This is a genomic window from Pseudomonas sp. FP2309 (assembly GCF_030687575.1).
In the GTDB taxonomy this organism is placed as follows: Bacteria; Pseudomonadota; Gammaproteobacteria; order Pseudomonadales; family Pseudomonadaceae; genus Aquipseudomonas.
Map to the genome: position 1 here is coordinate 786,363 of NZ_CP117439.1, position 15,823 is coordinate 802,185.

15 protein-coding genes are annotated in these 15,823 nt (G+C 62.5%); 7 read left to right on the top strand and 8 right to left on the bottom strand.

Annotated elements, in window-relative coordinates; all coding sequences use genetic code 11:
• Nucleotides 1-11: 11 nt before the first annotated feature.
• Together PSH59_RS03395 and rimI are read left to right on the top strand one after the other, a co-directional pair.
• Nucleotides 12-755: an energy transducer TonB gene (locus PSH59_RS03395; protein WP_305395266.1), complete on the top strand. Its 744-nt coding sequence runs from the start codon at nt 12-14 to the stop codon at nt 753-755.
• Nucleotides 748-1,200 (top strand): ribosomal protein S18-alanine N-acetyltransferase, encoded by a 453-nt coding sequence (gene rimI / locus PSH59_RS03400; protein ID WP_003188286.1) that lies wholly within the window; start codon nt 748-750, stop codon nt 1,198-1,200. The genes PSH59_RS03395 and rimI overlap by 8 nt, the downstream gene beginning before the upstream one ends.
• Nucleotides 1,201-1,256: 56 nt before the next feature.
• Here rimI and PSH59_RS03405 read toward each other — a convergent pair whose 3' ends face one another.
• A complete protein-coding gene (locus PSH59_RS03405; RefSeq protein ID WP_248075000.1) occupies nt 1,257-1,661 on the bottom strand; it encodes a serine kinase/phosphatase in 405 nt (134 codons plus the stop codon).
• A 139-nt stretch (nt 1,662-1,800) separates the two neighbouring features.
• On the opposite strand from PSH59_RS03405, the gene can reads away from it, so the two are divergent.
• A complete protein-coding gene (gene can / locus PSH59_RS03410; RefSeq protein WP_159958797.1) occupies nt 1,801-2,445 on the top strand; it encodes a carbonate dehydratase in 645 nt (214 codons plus the stop codon).
• Here the strand turns inward: can and PSH59_RS03415 are convergent.
• From PSH59_RS03415 to PSH59_RS03430, 4 genes are all read right to left on the bottom strand, one after another.
• Nucleotides 2,442-2,957, bottom strand: a complete 516-nt coding sequence (locus tag PSH59_RS03415; RefSeq protein ID WP_248075002.1) for an SET domain-containing protein-lysine N-methyltransferase — start codon at nt 2,955-2,957, stop codon at nt 2,442-2,444. The genes can and PSH59_RS03415 overlap by 4 nt on opposite strands.
• Before the next feature lie 146 nt (nt 2,958-3,103).
• Complete coding sequence (locus PSH59_RS03420) at nt 3,104-4,273, bottom strand: hypothetical protein (RefSeq protein WP_248075004.1); 1,170 nt, start codon at nt 4,271-4,273, stop codon at nt 3,104-3,106.
• Between the two features lie 120 nt (nt 4,274-4,393).
• Nucleotides 4,394-6,094, bottom strand: a complete 1,701-nt coding sequence (acpA, locus tag PSH59_RS03425) for an acid phosphatase (RefSeq protein ID WP_305394311.1) — start codon at nt 6,092-6,094, stop codon at nt 4,394-4,396.
• A 139-nt stretch (nt 6,095-6,233) separates the two neighbouring features.
• Complete coding sequence (locus tag PSH59_RS03430) at nt 6,234-7,652, bottom strand: short-chain fatty acid transporter (protein WP_248075007.1); 1,419 nt, start codon at nt 7,650-7,652, stop codon at nt 6,234-6,236.
• Between the two features lie 186 nt (nt 7,653-7,838).
• Here PSH59_RS03430 and PSH59_RS03435 point away from each other — a divergent pair, with 186 nt between their 5' ends.
• A complete protein-coding gene (locus PSH59_RS03435) occupies nt 7,839-9,128 on the top strand; it encodes an MFS transporter (protein ID WP_305394312.1) in 1,290 nt (429 codons plus the stop codon).
• 6 nt (nt 9,129-9,134) lie between these two features.
• Here the strand turns inward: PSH59_RS03435 and PSH59_RS03440 are convergent, their stop codons facing one another.
• A complete protein-coding gene (locus PSH59_RS03440; protein WP_305394313.1) occupies nt 9,135-10,505 on the bottom strand; it encodes a gluconate:H+ symporter in 1,371 nt (456 codons plus the stop codon).
• Nucleotides 10,506-10,633: 128 nt separating this feature from the next.
• Here PSH59_RS03440 and PSH59_RS03445 point away from each other — a divergent pair, with 128 nt between their 5' ends.
• On the top strand, nt 10,634-11,209 hold the full coding sequence (locus PSH59_RS03445; protein ID WP_305394314.1) for a flavin reductase family protein: 576 nt from the start codon (nt 10,634-10,636) through the stop codon (nt 11,207-11,209).
• A 48-nt stretch (nt 11,210-11,257) separates the two neighbouring features.
• Here the strand turns inward: PSH59_RS03445 and PSH59_RS03450 are convergent, their stop codons facing one another.
• Nucleotides 11,258-12,067 (bottom strand): AraC family transcriptional regulator, encoded by an 810-nt coding sequence (locus PSH59_RS03450; protein ID WP_305394315.1) that lies wholly within the window; start codon nt 12,065-12,067, stop codon nt 11,258-11,260.
• Nucleotides 12,068-12,204: 137 nt separating this feature from the next.
• On the opposite strand from PSH59_RS03450, the gene PSH59_RS03455 reads away from it, so the two are divergent.
• Both PSH59_RS03455 and ddlA read left to right on the top strand, forming a co-directional pair.
• Nucleotides 12,205-12,843, top strand: a complete 639-nt coding sequence (locus PSH59_RS03455) for a LysE family transporter (protein WP_305394316.1) — start codon at nt 12,205-12,207, stop codon at nt 12,841-12,843.
• A gap of 44 nt (nt 12,844-12,887) precedes the next feature.
• Nucleotides 12,888-13,982, top strand: coding sequence for a D-alanine--D-alanine ligase (gene ddlA, locus PSH59_RS03460; protein ID WP_305394317.1), 1,095 nt, complete (start codon nt 12,888-12,890; stop codon nt 13,980-13,982).
• Nucleotides 13,983-14,008: 26 nt separating this feature from the next.
• Here the strand turns inward: ddlA and ggt are convergent, their stop codons facing one another.
• Nucleotides 14,009-15,820: a gamma-glutamyltransferase gene (gene ggt, locus PSH59_RS03465; RefSeq protein WP_305394318.1), complete on the bottom strand. Its 1,812-nt coding sequence runs from the start codon at nt 15,818-15,820 to the stop codon at nt 14,009-14,011.
• Nucleotides 15,821-15,823: the final 3 nt, after the last annotated feature.

Consider the following 15,823-nt stretch of genomic DNA (forward strand, 5'->3'; position numbering starts at 1 on the left):
ACTTGGCCGCCATGCAGGTGGTCAACTGGTTGCCCCGCACCGAACTGCCCTTCGCCGCGCCCTCGCGGCCTGAGCTGTTGGAGGCGCTTGAGCCCTATGAGGCGTTCGAGACCTCGGGCGAGGAAGCGGCTGCTCCGGTGGCGGTGGTCAAGCCTGAGCCCCAGGTGCGTGCGGCGGTCGAGCGGGTCAAGGTTGAAGTCCCGCGCCCGACGCCCATGGCCAAGCCTGTCGCCGCCGAAGTCGCGGCCCCGGTGGCCAAGGCCGTGGTGGTGCCACCGCCGCGCTTTGCCTTGCAATTGCTGCGGGCCGGGCGTTGCCTGCTGCTGGTGGAACTGCCCACCGGCGAGCGCTTCCAGACCCGCGATCCGGCCTACATGTTACTCAAAGACATGCTGCGCGCCGCCGGCCTGCCCGACAGCCCGCAAATCGTCGGTGACCCGGTGCGCTGGCCGTTACTGGTGCGCGGCACCATGGACCAGGGCCCGGAAGCGGCGCGTGATTTTGTCCAGGGTTTTGTCTCGGCACGCCTGGAAGACGAACCCTGTGTGTGCCTGTGGCTTATCGGCCTGCCCGCCGTGCGGTTTGCAGGCGAAGCCAACGCCGAAGCCTGGTACCGCGAACTTCAGGTCGAAGGCCTGGGTTCGGTATGGGCCCTGCCGGGTCTGGAACTATTAATGGAAGAGCCACAGCGTAAGGCTGATGTCTGGCAAGCCATGCGCCGGCTGATGGCGCGCTGGAAAACAACCGATGAGTGAGGCTTTATCCTTCCGCCCGATGACCGAGGCCGACCTCGACGCCGTGCTGAAAATCGAATACGCGGCGTTCAGTCACCCCTGGACCCGCGGCATCTTCCTGGACGGGCTGGGCAAGTACCAGATCTGGCTGATGTTCGAAGGCGAGCAGCAAGTCGGCCACGGCGTGGTGCAGATCATCCTCGACGAAGCGCATTTGCTGAACATCACCGTCAAACCGGAAAATCAGGGCCGTGGCCTGGGCCTGGCGCTGCTGGAGCATCTGATGTCCCGGGCGTATGCCGCCAATGCCCGCGAGTGCTTCCTGGAAGTGCGCGACAGCAATACGGGCGCGTTCCGCCTTTACGAGCGCTACGGTTTCAACGAGATTGGCCGTCGCCGGGATTATTACCCGGCAGTCGGTGGTCGCGAAGATGCGGTCGTCATGGCCTGCACGCTCGTCGATTAACCACACAGAACCGATGTGGCGGGCACTTGTCCTCGCCACACTGGAAGCACGTAGTGTCAGCGCTTGCCGTTGAGTGGATCCAGATCAGCCAACTCCGCCTCATCCAACCCATTGCCGCCGCCAATATCGTTTTCACCGACAACGCGCAAGTCGTAGTCCGCGGCGTTTTCCTCACCTTCCTCCCGCGCATCCCGCGCGCCGTCCTCATGGATGAGCGTTTCCGGGCTCATATCGTCGTCGGTCGACTCATGATCATCGGTCGAGGCGCCCGTCAGCCCGGCCTCACGCACCCGCTCGTCGGGCATCAGATGGTCGCGCTCGCGTCGCGGCAGTTCATCGCCGATTTCCGCAGTCTGGTCGGGCTCGTCAAAGTCCAGCTCGCGCATCGAGCCCATGCGGTCCTCGTTGTCATCGATCGGTTCGGGCTGTTCGGCACCGTAGGGACGTCGTGATTCAGTCATGGCCAATCCTCATACTGTGGGGCTTATAGTGTGTGGACAGGCACGGCGACCCAAAGATTCAAGCTAATTAACGCTCGGCGTGACCTGGACGAAGGCGCGACAGTCACACACCTGCGCATCATTCCTGAGGCTTTCCCTGATGAACGAATTACAAGACCTGCTTGATAACAACGAACGCTGGGCGGATGCGATCAAACAGGAAGATCCCGAATTCTTCGCCAAGCTCGCCCGCCAGCAAACCCCGGAATACCTGTGGATCGGTTGCTCCGACGCGCGCGTTCCGGCCAACGAGATCGTCGGCATGCTGCCCGGTGACTTGTTCGTGCACCGCAACGTGGCCAACGTGGTGCTGCACACTGACCTTAACTGCCTGTCGGTGATCCAGTACGCGGTCGACGTGCTCAAGGTTAAGCACATCCTCGTCACCGGCCACTACGGCTGCGGCGGTGTGCGTGCTTCGATGCAGGATCGCCAGTTCGGCCTGATCGATGGCTGGCTGCGCACCATCCGCGACCTGTACTACGAAAACCGTGACGTGCTGGCCCAACTGCCCACTGAAGAGGAGCGCGTGGACCGCATGTGCGAACTGAACGTGATTCAGCAGGTGGCCAACGTCGGTCATACCAGCATTGTGCAAAACGCCTGGCACCGGGGGCAGAACCTGTCGATCCATGGCTGCATCTACGGCATCAAGGATGGCCGCTGGAAAAGTTTGAACACCACCATCAGTGGGTTCGAACAGTTGCCGCCGCAGTACCGCCTGCGCCCGTTGGGCGAAGCCTAAGGGCGTTTGCGCAGCCGCCACTGGGCGATGAACGCCTGCCCTTCGGCGTTCAAAGGCTCCTGGCTGCCGGTGATCCACCCTCGGCAGTTCAGCTCGCCACATTGGCAAGCGAACTGCCGGAACAGCACGTCCTCGGTGTTGGCGTAATCCATCGTCAACAGGTCACCGACGCATATTTCGCGCAGCGTCCAGACTTCCAGGTAATGCAGGTCGAGGAACACGTTAGGGGTGCAGGAATGCAAGAACATCCCGCTGAACCAACAATCATACAAGTGGATGCGTGACGACAGTTGCAAGGTGTGCAAGCGCCGCTCACTCAGGGCGTAGCCAGACACCTTGGCGATACGCACGCGGCTGTCAAACGCGACGCGTGCCTGGATGCCGGCGCCCTTGCCGTCTGGCGTTTGCACCAACGCAAACTGTTGTGTGGTGGGGTAGCCCGAGCCGAGCTGGAACGGGTAAAGGCATTCACTCACAGCGTTCTTAGCCTTATCCATGGCCTGAGTTTTCATAACTCTCCTTGGTAGGCTGCATCGACCTGCGGGTGATGGCTGACTTCCAGTCTTGCAGCGGATGGGTACAGCTCAAGGCTCGCATCAAGTGTGATGGGATTTCTACTGTCATATATGACAGTAGAAACCGACCGGGTTTTGTGCGCCTACAGTACCGGAGCCATGATGGCAGGGGCTGGCGCGGCGCTCTTCAACTGCTTCAACTGAGTTTTGATCGTCGGTGTGGCGCATTTGGCGTTGGCCTGTTCGGCGCTCAGATTGCGCACCGAGGTGTAGAACAGCTCACAGGTTTGTTCCTTGCGCGTGACCTGCCAAGTATTCATGCAGGCCTTGAGCAATACATTGGGGTCGCTCGCCGGTTTCTGGCCCATCCCGGCCTGCCAGCAGGCCGCACTCAAGTCCTGGCCCATGACCTTCAACCCGGCCTCGTCGGCCTTCTGCTCGTCGCCGCCATAGCTCTCTGGGTCTGCTGCATACCAGATGTAGCTGGGGTGGTTGGAGCCCAGTACCGAAACACGCCTGCCCTCGGCCGGGCTGATCTGTGCCAGCCCGAGCACCGCCACGGACTGCCCGTATTGCTGCTTGATCCAGTTACGGACCGGCGCGCCGAACGCGACCATAGGCAGGGAGCCGTTGGGCAGCAGGCTCAACTCCTTGACCATGCGCGTCTGGTAATCGGTGAAATAGCTGTAGACGCCTTCCAGGTCTTTACCCGCGGTAGCGGGCGCAGCAATCGGCGCGATGTCGATCATGGTCTGGTAAGCCGGGGTTTCGGTGGCCGGCACGCCGTTGGTGGTGAGCAAGTCGGCCCAGCGATCCGTGGTTTTCGACTCCAGATAGTCCTGGGCCTGGGTCAGTGAGTAGTCCGGCGGAAAGTGCATCAACTCAATGCTTTTGCGGTTCTCCAGCGCCATGCCCAACGGCAAGAACAGGTACCAGTTGAAGGCCCATTTCCCGTCGCTGTTGAGCTTGCTGGCGCCCTGATAAGCCAGGTCGGCGGTATTGAGTAGCGTTGTCAGGGGGTGACCATAACTGTCCGGCACGCCGCTGAAGGTCGCCGTTACCTGGTCGTCGTGGCGCTTGACGCTGACCTTGGCCCGGCTGTAACCGTCACGCTGCAGGCTCTGGTTCAGATAGTGCTCAGCGGTCTGCTCCAGCGTCCATGGCCGAAAGCAAATCACGTTGCAATTATTGGGGTAAGCGAACAGCTGGGTGACACGTTGCGTGCTGCCCAGCGGCACCTCGAGGTCGGCCTGTACGACCGCGCTGGTCATCAGCGCGGCCAGGGCCAGGGACAGCTTGGTCGGTTTGAACATAGTTAATTCCTTGTCAGCGAAAGCCCGTCTGCGCGGGTTGAAAGCCACTGGCACACAGTAGCGGTTGACCAGGAAAAACGCGTGCGAAATCGCCAGGCATGTCGCTATTGGATAAGCGTCCTACACGTTGAACTGCAATGCATTGCTCAAATCGCCCATGGGTTGCTGGCCGCGGGCGATCATCGCGTCATCGCGCTGCTTGAGGCCGTCCAGGGTTTCAAGCTGAAAGACTCGGGTGATAAAGCGCAGGATCGACGCGGTGTCATACACCGTGTGGTCCACCATGCCTTTGCGCACAAACGGCGACACCACCAGCGCAGGCACGCGCGAACCTGGGCCCCAGCGATCACCTTTAGGGGGCGCTACGTGGTCCCACCAACCGCCGTTTTCGTCGACCGTGACCAGCACCACCATATTTTTCCATTGCGGGCTTTCTTGCAGCACCTTCAAGGCGCGGGCGATGTGGCGATCGCCCGAGGCCACATCGGCATAACCGGCGTGCATGTTCAGGTTGCCCTGAGGCTTGTAGAAGGTCACGGCCGGCAACTTGCCCGCCTGGGCATCGGCAAAGAATTTATTGGTGCTGGACTCATCGCCCAAGCCGCCATCACGCAAGCGTTTGTCGCGCTCCGTGCGGTTCTCGGGACCCTGTTGCTTGAAGTAATTGAACGGCTGGTGGTGGTACTGGAAGTTCGGGATCTTTGGGATGCCGCCCGAGTCCTTGAACTGCTCCAGCGTCGCCTGCCAGGCGCCGGCGTACCAGGCCCAGTCGACGTTTTTCTTCGACAGCTTGTCGCCGATGTGTTCGTGGGTCTGCGGCACCAGCACGTTGGGCAGGTCGGCCTTGGCGTAATCCGGGTTTTGCGGGTCGCGGATCCAGGTCGGCCAGTAGGGCGGGGCCAGGGTGTTTACGGCGTAACCGTCCGGGGTCAGCGCGCTGGGGCCGAACTGCGGTGGGCCGCTCATGGCGCTGGCCGGGGATGTGCCCAGGGGCTTGAGGCGTGTGTCGGTCGGGTCATCGCTTTGCAGCGTGGCGATCTGCGCCTTGGCCACTGACTGCGCGGCATTCGGATACACCGGCGCGGTGGCGCTGATCAGGTATTGATGGTTAAGAAACGAGCCGCCGAACGCACCCTGAAAGAAGTTATCGCAGAGCACGAATTCCTTGGCCACGTCCCACAGGCGCAGGGCATAGCGGCTCTGGGCGTAATGCCCCATCACCAAGCCACCGGCGTCCGCCCAGGCGACAAAACCGTCGTTCTTGCCGCCATTGATCTGCATTTGGTTCTGATAGAACACGTGCCACAGGTCACGGGTGACCAGACTCAGAGGCAGGTCTTCGCCATTCGGGCCTTTGAGGGCGTAGGGGGCGTTGGGCAAGTTGTCTTGAAATTGCACTTCGCTGGCGTAGGTCACGCCATCCACCGTTTGCGGGCCGACTTGCAGCACGCCGCCCCAGGCCGGCGGCAGGGCTGGCAAGACGCTGCCATCGCGGTCGCGTTGCTGAGTCTCGGCAGCGGACAACGCCGACAGCGGTTTCTCGACGCCCGGAAAGTCTGCAAACAAATTGTTGAAGCTGCGGTTCTCGGCGTAGATCACCACCACGGTTTTCACCTGGTCGCGCAAGGCTTTATCCAGCTCTTGCGGGGTGAGTGCCCGCGGCTCCGGTTTGCCCGGCGTCTGGCTGGGATTGCCGCAAGCGCTTAACGTCGCGCCCACCCCCAGCACCGCCGCGCCGCCCAGGAAGCGCCGGCGGCTGCTGTCTACCGGTGGCGGGGTGATGGAGTCGGCGGAAGGGCGGTCTTCGGGCTTATCACTCATTGCGGCGGAGTCCTTGGCGATATGTTGCAAGATATTTCGCAGGACGGTAGCAATGCAATGTGACGGAATTAAGGCAGCCGCAGGTCGCAAGCTTCAAGCGGCACGCTTGAAGCCGACACCCTGCGGCTTTTCGCTGCTTCTAAGGCATCACGGGCGGTAGGTACTTCAGCGTCGTCCCCAGTGCCCACAACAAAAACAGCACCAGCGGCGTGTGCACCAGCAACTGCACAAACGAGAAGCCGATCAGGTCCCGTGCCTTGAGCCCCAACACTCCCAGCAACGGCAGCATATAGAACGGGTTGATCAGGTTGGGCAGTGCCTCGGCTGCGTTGTAGATCTGCACCGACCAGCCCAGGTGGTATTGCAGGTCGTTGGCCACCTGCATCACGTAAGGCGCCTCGATGATCCACTTGCCGCCGCCCGACGGGATAAAGAAGCCCAGCACCGCTGAGTACACCCCCATCAGCAACGCGTAGGTGTCATGGGAGGCGATGGAGGTGAAGAAGGTCGAGATATGGTGCGCCAGGGTCTGGCCGTCGCCGCCCTTGACCACGGTCATCAGCGCGGCGATCGAGCCGTACAGCGGGAACTGGATCAGCACGCCGGTGGTGGTGGGCACCGCGCGGGCCACGGCATCCAGGAAACTGCGCGGGCGCCAGTGCAGCAGCGCGCCGACCATGATGAACAGGAAGTTATAGGTATTGAGCCCCGAGATGGCGCTGATCGCCGGCTTGGTCGAGAACTCATGGAACAGCCAGCCGGCCGCCAGCAGCGCCAACAAAATCGTCAGCAACGGGCTGTGCTCCAGCCATTCTCCAGGGCGGCTCGGTGCTTGCAGTTTTGGCAGGTTGAAGGCCGGATCGACCCCGCAGGCCTTGGCATCACGCGCGCTGTTGGGGCCGGGCGCGGTGGCATAGGCGATAATCAGCGACACCACGATCAGCGCCAGCAACAGCACGCCTGATTGCCACAGGAAGATGGTTTCGGTAAACGGGATCATCCCGGTGATCGACAAAATCGATGCAGGCAAGCTGGCCGGGTTGGCCTGCAATTGCGCGGCGGACGACGACAGCCCCAGCGCCCATACGGCGCCCAGCCCCAGATAAGCCGCGGCGCCGGCCGCGCGGTAATCCATGCGCAAATCCGTACGACGGGCCAGTGCCCTTACCAGCAAGCCGCCAAACACCAGGGACAGGCCCCAGTTGAGCAAGGAGGCGACCATGGAAATCAACGCCACCCACGCGACGGCCGAGCGGCCGTTTTTTGGGATACGTGCCAGGCGGTCAATCAGCCTCACCGCCGGTGGCGAACTGGCGACCACGTAACCGCCGATCACCACAAAGGCCATCTGCATGGTGAACGGGATCAGGCTCCAAAACCCATCGCCAAACGCCTTGGCTGCCTCGGTGGGGGCTGCGCCCATGCCCAGGGTCGCCACAGCGACAATGATCACCGCAAGGGCGGCGAACACCCAGGAGTCAGGGAACCAACGCTCGGCGAAGTTGGAGCAGCGCAGGGCAAATCGGGCATAGCGGCTTTCTTCGATAGCATCGGCCACGAGTCGTACCTCTTGTATTTATTAGGGGGGGCGGCAGTTTTCGCGCATGTTCCTCCTCGGGGATTGATATGGGAATGCAGTTATTTTCATCGATCCATGAGGAAAACAAATATATCTGCAGCGATTGCCATCCCCCGGCTCAGCTCATAACCTGCACGCCATTTTGTCTGTCTGCCGAGCTTGCACATGACTGCCACCTTTTCCCCACAGGCGCAGCGCTTTTCCCGCTCCGACTACAAAACCCTGGGCCTGGCCGCTCTGGGCGGCGCCCTGGAAATCTACGACTTCATTATCTTCGTGTTTTTTGCGCTGACCCTCAGCCAACTGTTCTTCCCGCCGCAAATGCCTGAGTGGCTGCGCCTGCTGCAAAGCTTCGGCATCTTTGTCACCGGCTACCTGGCGCGCCCGCTGGGCGGCATCCTGATGGCGCATTTTGCCGACCACCTGGGACGCAAGCGCGTGTTCAGCCTGAGCATCCTGATGATGGCGCTGCCGTGCCTGCTGATCGGCATCATGCCGACCTACGCGCAAATCGGCTATTTCGCACCGTTGATCCTGCTGGTGCTGCGCGTGCTGCAAGGCGCGGCGGTGGGCGGCGAAGTGCCCAGCGCCTGGACGTTTGTCGCCGAGCATGCCCCACGTCATCACCGCGGTTATGCCCTGGGCTTCCTGCAAGCCGGCCTGACTTTCGGCTACCTGTTGGGGGCGCTGACCGCCACGCTGCTCGCGCAAGTCTTCACCCCGGCCGAAATTCTCGATTACGCCTGGCGCTTGCCCTTCCTGCTGGGCGGTGTGTTCGGCGTTATCGGCGTATGGCTGCGTCGCTGGCTCAGCGAAACCCCAGTGTTCCTCGAGATGCAGGCGCGCCGCCAGGCCGCCGCCGAACTGCCGCTGCGCACGGTACTGCGCGACCACCGCGCGGTGCTGCTGCCGGCCATGATCCTCACCTGCGTGCTCACGTCCGCCGTGGTGGTGCTCGTTGTGATCACCCCGACCATGATGCAAAAAACCTTCGGCATGAGCCCCAGCGACACCTTCGCCCTGAGCGCCTTGGGCATTGTCTTCCTGAACATTGGCTGCGTCCTCGCCGGTCTGCTGGTGGACCGTATCGGCGCGTGGCGCGCGGTACAGGTCTACAGCCTGTTGCTGCCCATGGGGATAGCGCTGCTGTATGCCAGCCTGATCAATGGTGGCGTGTGGCTGGGCGCGGCGTACGCCGTGGCGGGACTGAGTTGCGGCGTGGTGGGCGCGGTGCCGTCGGTGATGGTCGGGCTGTTTCCTGCGCCGGTGCGGGTGTCGGGGATTTCCTTCACCTACAACATCGCCTATGCGCTGTGGGCGAGCACCACGCCGCTGATGCTGATTGCGCTGATGCCGACCAGCCCGTGGATCTGTGTGGGCTACTGCGTGGTGATGGGCGCAGTTGGGGTGGGGAGTGTGGCGCTGTTTGGTAAGCGCCACACCTTGGCGACCTAGTCCTCGTCAGGTCAGGAAGTGCCAGAGCAGCAACGTCCCCACCAAACCGACGATCGACACAATCGTTTGCAACACCGACCAGACCCAGATGGTATGTTTGAGCTGCAAGCCAAAGTATTCACGCACCATCCAGAACCCGGCGTCGTTGACATGACAGAAGAACACCGAGCCGGCGCCAATCGCCAGTGCCACCAGTGAGCTTTGCGTGGCCGCCAAACCCGCCATCATCGGCGCGAGAATACCCGCCGTCGTGGTCGTGGCGACCGTTGCCGAACCGGTGGCCTGGCGCAACGCCACGGCGATCAGCCAGGCCAGCAGCAGGTAGGGCATGTGGGCGCCTTCGGCGACCTTGCTGATGGTCTGGCTGACGCCGGCATCCAGCAGGGTTTGCTTGAGGCCACCGCCGGCGCCGATCGTCAGCAGCAGCACGGCAATGGGGGCGAGGGCTTTGCGCAGCGTATTGCCGACATCGGCGCGCGGCATGCCGGCGGCCCATCCCAGACAGGCCACTGCGGCGATCACGGCCAGGCCGAGGGCGATCAGTGGTTCGCCGAGAAATTTCAACGTGTGGCCGACCGTGCTTTGCGAAGGCAGCGCGACTTTGGCCAAGGTGCTGCCGAGCATCAAAATCACTGGCAACAGAATGATCAGCAGCGACACGCCAAAGCTCGGCTGGCGAGGGGCCTTTGGCGGGGCGCTGAACAGTGCGCCGATGTCCGCCGGTTCATCCACGTGCAAGCGTTTGGACAGCCAATTGCCATAGATCGGCCCCGCGAGAATCACCGCCGGCACCGCCAGGCAAAAGCCCAGCAACATGGTCAGGCCCAGGTCGGCGTGCAGTGCGCCGACCGCAATCAACGGTCCAGGGTGCGGCGGCATCAAGGCGTGCAGGGTGGTCATGCCCGCCAGGGCCGGAATGGCAATTTTCAGCAGCGGTTGGTTCGACCGTTTGGCCATCACAAAGATGATCGGCACCATCATCACCAGGCCCACTTCGAAGAACAGCGGCAGGCCGATCACCATTGCCACCAGCGCCATCACCCACGGCAGTAACTTGCCCTTACCGAGCCCGAGCAAGGTCGTGGCAATGCGATCGGCCGCGCCGGATTCGGCCATCAGCGCACCCAGCATCGCGCCCAGAGCGATGATGATCCCTGCTTCACCCAGGATCGCCCCGGCGCCCTTGCTGAAGGCCCTGGCCACTTCTTCCGGGGGCAGCCCCGCGCCCACACCGGCGATAAACGTGCCAATCAGGATCGACAGAAACGGCGGTAGCTTGGTCGCGCTGATCAGCACGATGATGCTGGCGATGGCCAGCAGTACGCAGCCCATAAGGCGGGTGTCTTGAACTACCCATGCAGCAGTCGATAACTCCAAGCGGGACTCCTTATCGAACAGATTTTAGGAAATTGTTTCTTTTTGTTTCCTGCTCGAAAAGCATACCTGAGCCCGAAGGGCGCGTGCTTGAGGTATCGTAGGTTTTTTCATTGACGAGCAGCCACTCCATGCGCCCTGCCCACTGCCGCCCCGTTCCACTGTCCAAGGCCTACCGCTTGCTCAATCACGGCCCCACTGTATTAGTGAGCACGGCACATGATGGCCGGCGCAACATCATGGCCGCCGCGTGGGCCATGCCGCTGGACTTCGAACCGCCGAAGGTCGCGGTGGTGCTGGACAAGGCCACCTGGACCCGCCAACTGCTCGAAGGCGCCGGGACCTTCGTGCTCCAGGTGCCCTGCGCCGCCCAGGCAGATGTGGTGCAAACGGTGGGCAACACGGGCGGTGCCGAAATCGACAAATTCGCTACTTATGACCTGCATACCTTCAACGGGGAACACACCGACGCGCCGTTGCTGGAGGGGTGTGTCGCCTGGCTGGAATGCCGCCTGCTGCCCGAGCCTCACAACCAGCACACCTATGACCTGTTCCTGGGCGAAGTGGTCGCGGCCTATGCCGACGAGCGCGTGTTCAGCGAAGGTCACTGGCATTTCGAAGGCCACGATGAGTTGCGCACCTTGCACCATGTCGCCGGCGGCAATTTTCTCACCATCGGCCAGCCGCTGGTCGGGCGTCAACTCTAAGCCTGGCCCGCGCAAGTTTGCAGGAGGATGGTCGTTCGGCTTGGCCACTCAGCGCCCGAGCATCTTCACCCAGCGCGACGGTGGCATGCCGTAAGTGCTGCGAAATTGCCGGGTCATGTGGCTCTGGTCGGTGAAGCCGGCGGTCATCGCCGCATCCACCAATGACACACCCTGAGCCAACAGGCTTCGCACCAGGTCCAGCCGGCGCATGGTCAGGTAGCGGTAGGGGCTGGTGCCGAACAGCACACGAAAATCCCGCGACAGGGCCCAGCGGTCGCGACCTGCATGGTTGGCCATTTCGTCGAGGGTGATGCTGCGGCCCAGGGCGCTGTGGATAAATTCCCGGGCGCGTTCGGCGGCGACGTAATCGAAGGTCTTGCGGGTGATGATCGCTCCCGAGGCATCACTGAGCGCCTGGGCCAGGTCGAACATGGCGTCCTGTTCCTGCAACGGGTCGATGGGGCAATCCAGGCTTTGCAGCAGCACTTCACTGGCGCGAAACAGCCTCGGGTCGGTGGACAGACCGGCGGGGATAAACGGCAGCGGCTTACCGCCGAGGATCTGCTGGATCAACGCCGGTTCGACGTAGATCATCCGGTACTTGAAGCCTTCCTCGCTGCCGGCATGGCCGTCGTGGGTCTCATCCGGATGAATCACCATGGTCGCGCCGGGCAGGCTGTGGGTCATGGCGCCGCGGTAGTGAAAGCTCTGCACGCCGAACAAAGTGCGCCCGATGGCGTAGGTGTCGTGGCGATGCGGATCGAAGGCGAAACCGGAAAAGTACGCTTCGATACGGTCCACGCCACTGGTATGGGGCGCGCGGTGCAGCCAGTCGAGGGTGTGGGTCAGGTTGCCCATGGTGACTTGTCACAAAAAGAAGTGGAAACACGTTAACCCAGTCTGCAGGCCTTGTCTGCCGGGGTCTTGTACGATTGTGCAGGCGGTGGGCGAGGCCTATTATCCTGGCTCGTGCCTGGCCCTGATGGAGCAGCCCCATGCAACTATTCAACCCCGCCTATGTGGCGCCGCTGGTCTCCCTGGCCCTGCTCTGGAGCGTCGCGGTGGTCACGCCCGGGCCCAACTTTTTCAACACGGCGCAACTGGCTGCGAGCTGTTCGCGCCGCCATGGCGTGATGGCCTCAGCGGGCGCGGCCATTGGCACCATCATGTGGGGACTGGCGGCGGGCCTGGGCATCAAGTCGCTGTTTACCGCCGCGCCGATGTTGTACCTGGCGTTCAAAATCATCGGCGGTTGCTACCTGATTTACCTGGGCTTGAAGCTGTTCAAGCGCTCGGCCCCCGCCATGAGCCAAGGCCTGTTGCCGGATGAGCCCCGGCGTTCGCTGTTCTCTGCCTGGCGCCTGGGGTTACTGGGCAACCTGTCGAATCCCAAGGCGGCGTTGTTCGTCGCCACCGTCTTTGCGTCCACCATGCCGCTGTCGCCTTCGCCGATGTTGCTGACCCTGGCCGTGATCACCATGGCCACGTTGTCGTTCAGTTGGTATGCCTGCGTGGCGCTGGTGTTTTCCAGCCAGCGCATGGCCAACCTTTACAGCCGTTCGCGCAAGTGGATCGACCGCTTTGCCGGCACTTGCTATGTGCTGTTCGGCGCACATCTGGTGGCGAATCGCTGAGGGGCCGTGGTAAGAAGCCTTACGTTCAATAGTGAGGTCGGGTCATGAGCAAGGTGCGCGTCGGTATTATTTTTGGTGGCCGTTCGGCCGAACACGAAGTCTCGCTGCAATCGGCGCGCAATATCGTCGATGCGCTGGACCGTTCGCGCTTCGAGCCGATCCTGATCGGCATCGACAAGGCCGGCCACTGGCACCTCAACGACACCTCGAACTTCCTGATCAACCAGGAAAACCCGGCGCTCATTGCCCTTAATCAGTCCAACCGCGAATTGGCAGTCGTGCCCGGCAAGGCCAACCGGCAAGTGGTGGAAACCTCCAGCCAGGGCGTGCTGGAACATATCGATGTGATCTTCCCTATCGTCCACGGCACGCTCGGCGAAGACGGCTGCCTGCAAGGCTTGCTGCGCATGGCGGATTTGCCTTTCGTCGGCTCCGACGTGCTCGGCTCGGCGGTGTGCATGGACAAAGATGTCAGCAAACGCCTGCTGCGCGATGCAGGCATTGGCGTCACGCCGTTCATCACGCTGACCCGCCGCAACGCCGCGCGCACCCCCTTTGAAGCTGCCGTGAACACCCTTGGCCTGCCGATGTTCGTCAAACCGGCCAACCAGGGGTCTTCGGTGGGTGTCAGCAAGGTCGAAAACGAGGCTGAATACCACGCCGCCGTTGAGCTGGCGTTGGGCTTCGATAAAAAAGTGCTGGTGGAGTCCGCCGTGCGCGGCCGGGAAATTGAATGCGCGGTGCTGGGCAATGAAGACCCCATCGCCAGCGGTTGCGGCGAGATCGTGGTGAGCAGCGGCTTCTATTCCTACGACAGCAAGTACATCGACGAACAGGCGGCTCAAGTGGTGGTGCCGGCGGCTATCAGCCATGAGGCCAGCGAGCGGATTCGCCAGTTGGCCATTGAGGCGTTTGAGGTGCTCGGGTGTGCAGGTCTGGCGCGGGTCGACGTGTTCCTGACCGATGACGGTGAAGTACTGATCAACGAGATCAACTCACTGCCCGGTTTTACCCGTATCAGCATGTACCCCAAGTTGTGGCAGGCGGCGGGAATGAGCTACAGCGAGTTGGTCAGCCGTTTGATCGAACTGGCGCTGCAGCGGCATGCGGGGCGCAAGGGCCTGAAGATCAGTCGCTGATCGGCCCTGGCGCCCTCTGCAAGTGCTCAGTCGCCGAGCGCTTCGCCTTCACGTCGAGGGTCCGCACCGCCGCTCAGCGTCACGTTGCCCTGAGCATTTGGCGTGCGAACAATCGCCTGAATTCCGCTGGTCATATCAATGTCGCTGAGCCGGTGACCCTTGTCCCTGAGCGCCTGTTTCAACCCTGGGCTGAACAGGCCGGCTTCCAATTCGGTCGCGCCATTGCGGCTACCGAAGTTGGGCAGGCTGATGGCGGCTTGCGGGTCGAGGTTCCAGTCCAGCATCGCCACCAGGGATTTGCTCACGTACTCAATGATCTGCGAGCCGCCCGGCGAGCCTAACGTGGCCAGCAATTCACCGCTCTGGCGGTCGAACACCAACGTGGGCGCCATCGACGAGCGCGGGCGTTTGCCCGGTTGCACGCGGTTGGCCACCGGCTGGCCATTTTCTTCGGGGATAAAGGAAAAGTCGGTCATCTGGTTGTTCAGCAAAAAGCCTTGCACCATCACATGTGAACCGAACGCAGCCTCCACCGTGGTGGTCATCGACACCGCGCCACCCAAATCATCCACCGCCACCACTTGCGAGGTGGAGATGCGCAGCGGCGAACGGTCGGGCGCGTAGGCCACTTGAATGCCCGCAGGTTGGCCCGGCTTTGCGACGCCCATGCTGCGCTCGCCGATCAGCGAGGCGCGCCTGGCCAGGTAATCTGGCGCCACAAGGCCGGCCACCGGCACTGGCGTAAAGTCCGTATCGGCCACATACAGCGCACGGTCGGCAAAGGCCAGGCGACCGGCTTCGGCGATCAGGTGCACGGCTTCGGGCACCGGTTCCAGGCCGGCAACTGAGGCGCTTTTGATCGGCGTCATCGGGGCGATGGCCAGACGCGGGTCACGGCCTTCCAGCGCCTGCAACGTGCCGAGGATCTGCGCAACCGCAATGCCTCCCGACGACGGTGGCGGCATGCCGCAGACTCTCCAGCGTTTGTAATCGGTGCACAGCGGCTCGCGCTCCTTGGCGACGTACCCCTTAAGGTCCGTTTGGGACAGGCTGCCCGCATTGCGATGGCCCTGCACCTTGCGTGCGATTTCATCGGCAATCGGGCCCTGATACAGCGCGTCCGGCCCCTCCTTGGCGATGCGTTTGAATACGGCCGCCAGCGCCGGGTTTTTCAACAGCGTGCCCGTGGCTTTGGGCGTGCCATCGGCATTCAGGAAGTAGGCTGCCATTTCGGGTGACTTGGGAATAAAGCGGTCCGCCGCAATCAGGCTGTGCAAGCGTGGAGAAACCGCAAAACCCTGCTCGGACAGGCGGATCGCCGGTTCAAACAGTTTGGCCCATTGCAGGCGGCCGCTCTTCTTGTGGGCCATTTGCAACGCTCGCAGCACGCCGGGTGTGCCCACCGAGCGCCCGCCAATCTGCGCATCGGTGAAGGCCATCGGCGTGCCGTCGGGTTTCAGGAACAACCGCTCGGTCGCCCCGGCCGGTGCGGTTTCGCGACCGTCATAGGCATGCACTTTTTTGCCGTCCCACAGCATGATGAACGCGCCGCCACCGATACCGGACGATTGCGGCTCCACCAGGGTCAGTACCGCCTGCATGGCAATCGCCGCATCAATGGCCGAGCCGCCTTGACGCAACATTTCACGCCCGGCCTCGGCTGCCAGTGGGTTGGCGGCAGCGGCCATGTGGCGTTCGGCATGTTGCGTGGTGAGGTCCGTGCGATAGCCTGAACCCAGCTCCGGTGCCGGTGGTTGTTCGCTGACCGGGGAGTGGCAGGCCGTTAGGACGAGGGCTGTGGCTATGACCGACCACTGCCGGCGGGAAATCGAAAACACGCG

Excerpts from the sequence above, each read along its gene's own strand:
- acpA (WP_305394311.1), bottom strand. The coding sequence starts at position 6,094 with ATGAGTGATAAGCCCGAAGACCGCCCTTCCGCCGACTCCATCACCCCG.
- PSH59_RS03395 (WP_305395266.1), top strand. The coding sequence starts at position 12 with ATGCAGGTGGTCAACTGGTTGCCCCGCACCGAACTGCCCTTCGCCGCG.
- PSH59_RS03405 (WP_248075000.1), bottom strand. The coding sequence starts at position 1,661 with ATGACTGAATCACGACGTCCCTACGGTGCCGAACAGCCCGAACCGATC.
- PSH59_RS03415 (WP_248075002.1), bottom strand. The coding sequence starts at position 2,957 with ATGAAAACTCAGGCCATGGATAAGGCTAAGAACGCTGTGAGTGAATGC.
- rimI (WP_003188286.1), top strand. The coding sequence starts at position 748 with ATGAGTGAGGCTTTATCCTTCCGCCCGATGACCGAGGCCGACCTCGAC.
- PSH59_RS03435 (WP_305394312.1), top strand. The coding sequence starts at position 7,839 with ATGACTGCCACCTTTTCCCCACAGGCGCAGCGCTTTTCCCGCTCCGAC.
- PSH59_RS03420 (WP_248075004.1), bottom strand. The coding sequence starts at position 4,273 with ATGTTCAAACCGACCAAGCTGTCCCTGGCCCTGGCCGCGCTGATGACC.
- PSH59_RS03455 (WP_305394316.1), top strand. The coding sequence starts at position 12,205 with ATGCAACTATTCAACCCCGCCTATGTGGCGCCGCTGGTCTCCCTGGCC.
- ddlA (WP_305394317.1), top strand. The coding sequence starts at position 12,888 with ATGAGCAAGGTGCGCGTCGGTATTATTTTTGGTGGCCGTTCGGCCGAA.
- can (WP_159958797.1), top strand. The coding sequence starts at position 1,801 with ATGAACGAATTACAAGACCTGCTTGATAACAACGAACGCTGGGCGGAT.
- PSH59_RS03445 (WP_305394314.1), top strand. The coding sequence starts at position 10,634 with ATGCGCCCTGCCCACTGCCGCCCCGTTCCACTGTCCAAGGCCTACCGC.
- PSH59_RS03450 (WP_305394315.1), bottom strand. The coding sequence starts at position 12,067 with ATGGGCAACCTGACCCACACCCTCGACTGGCTGCACCGCGCGCCCCAT.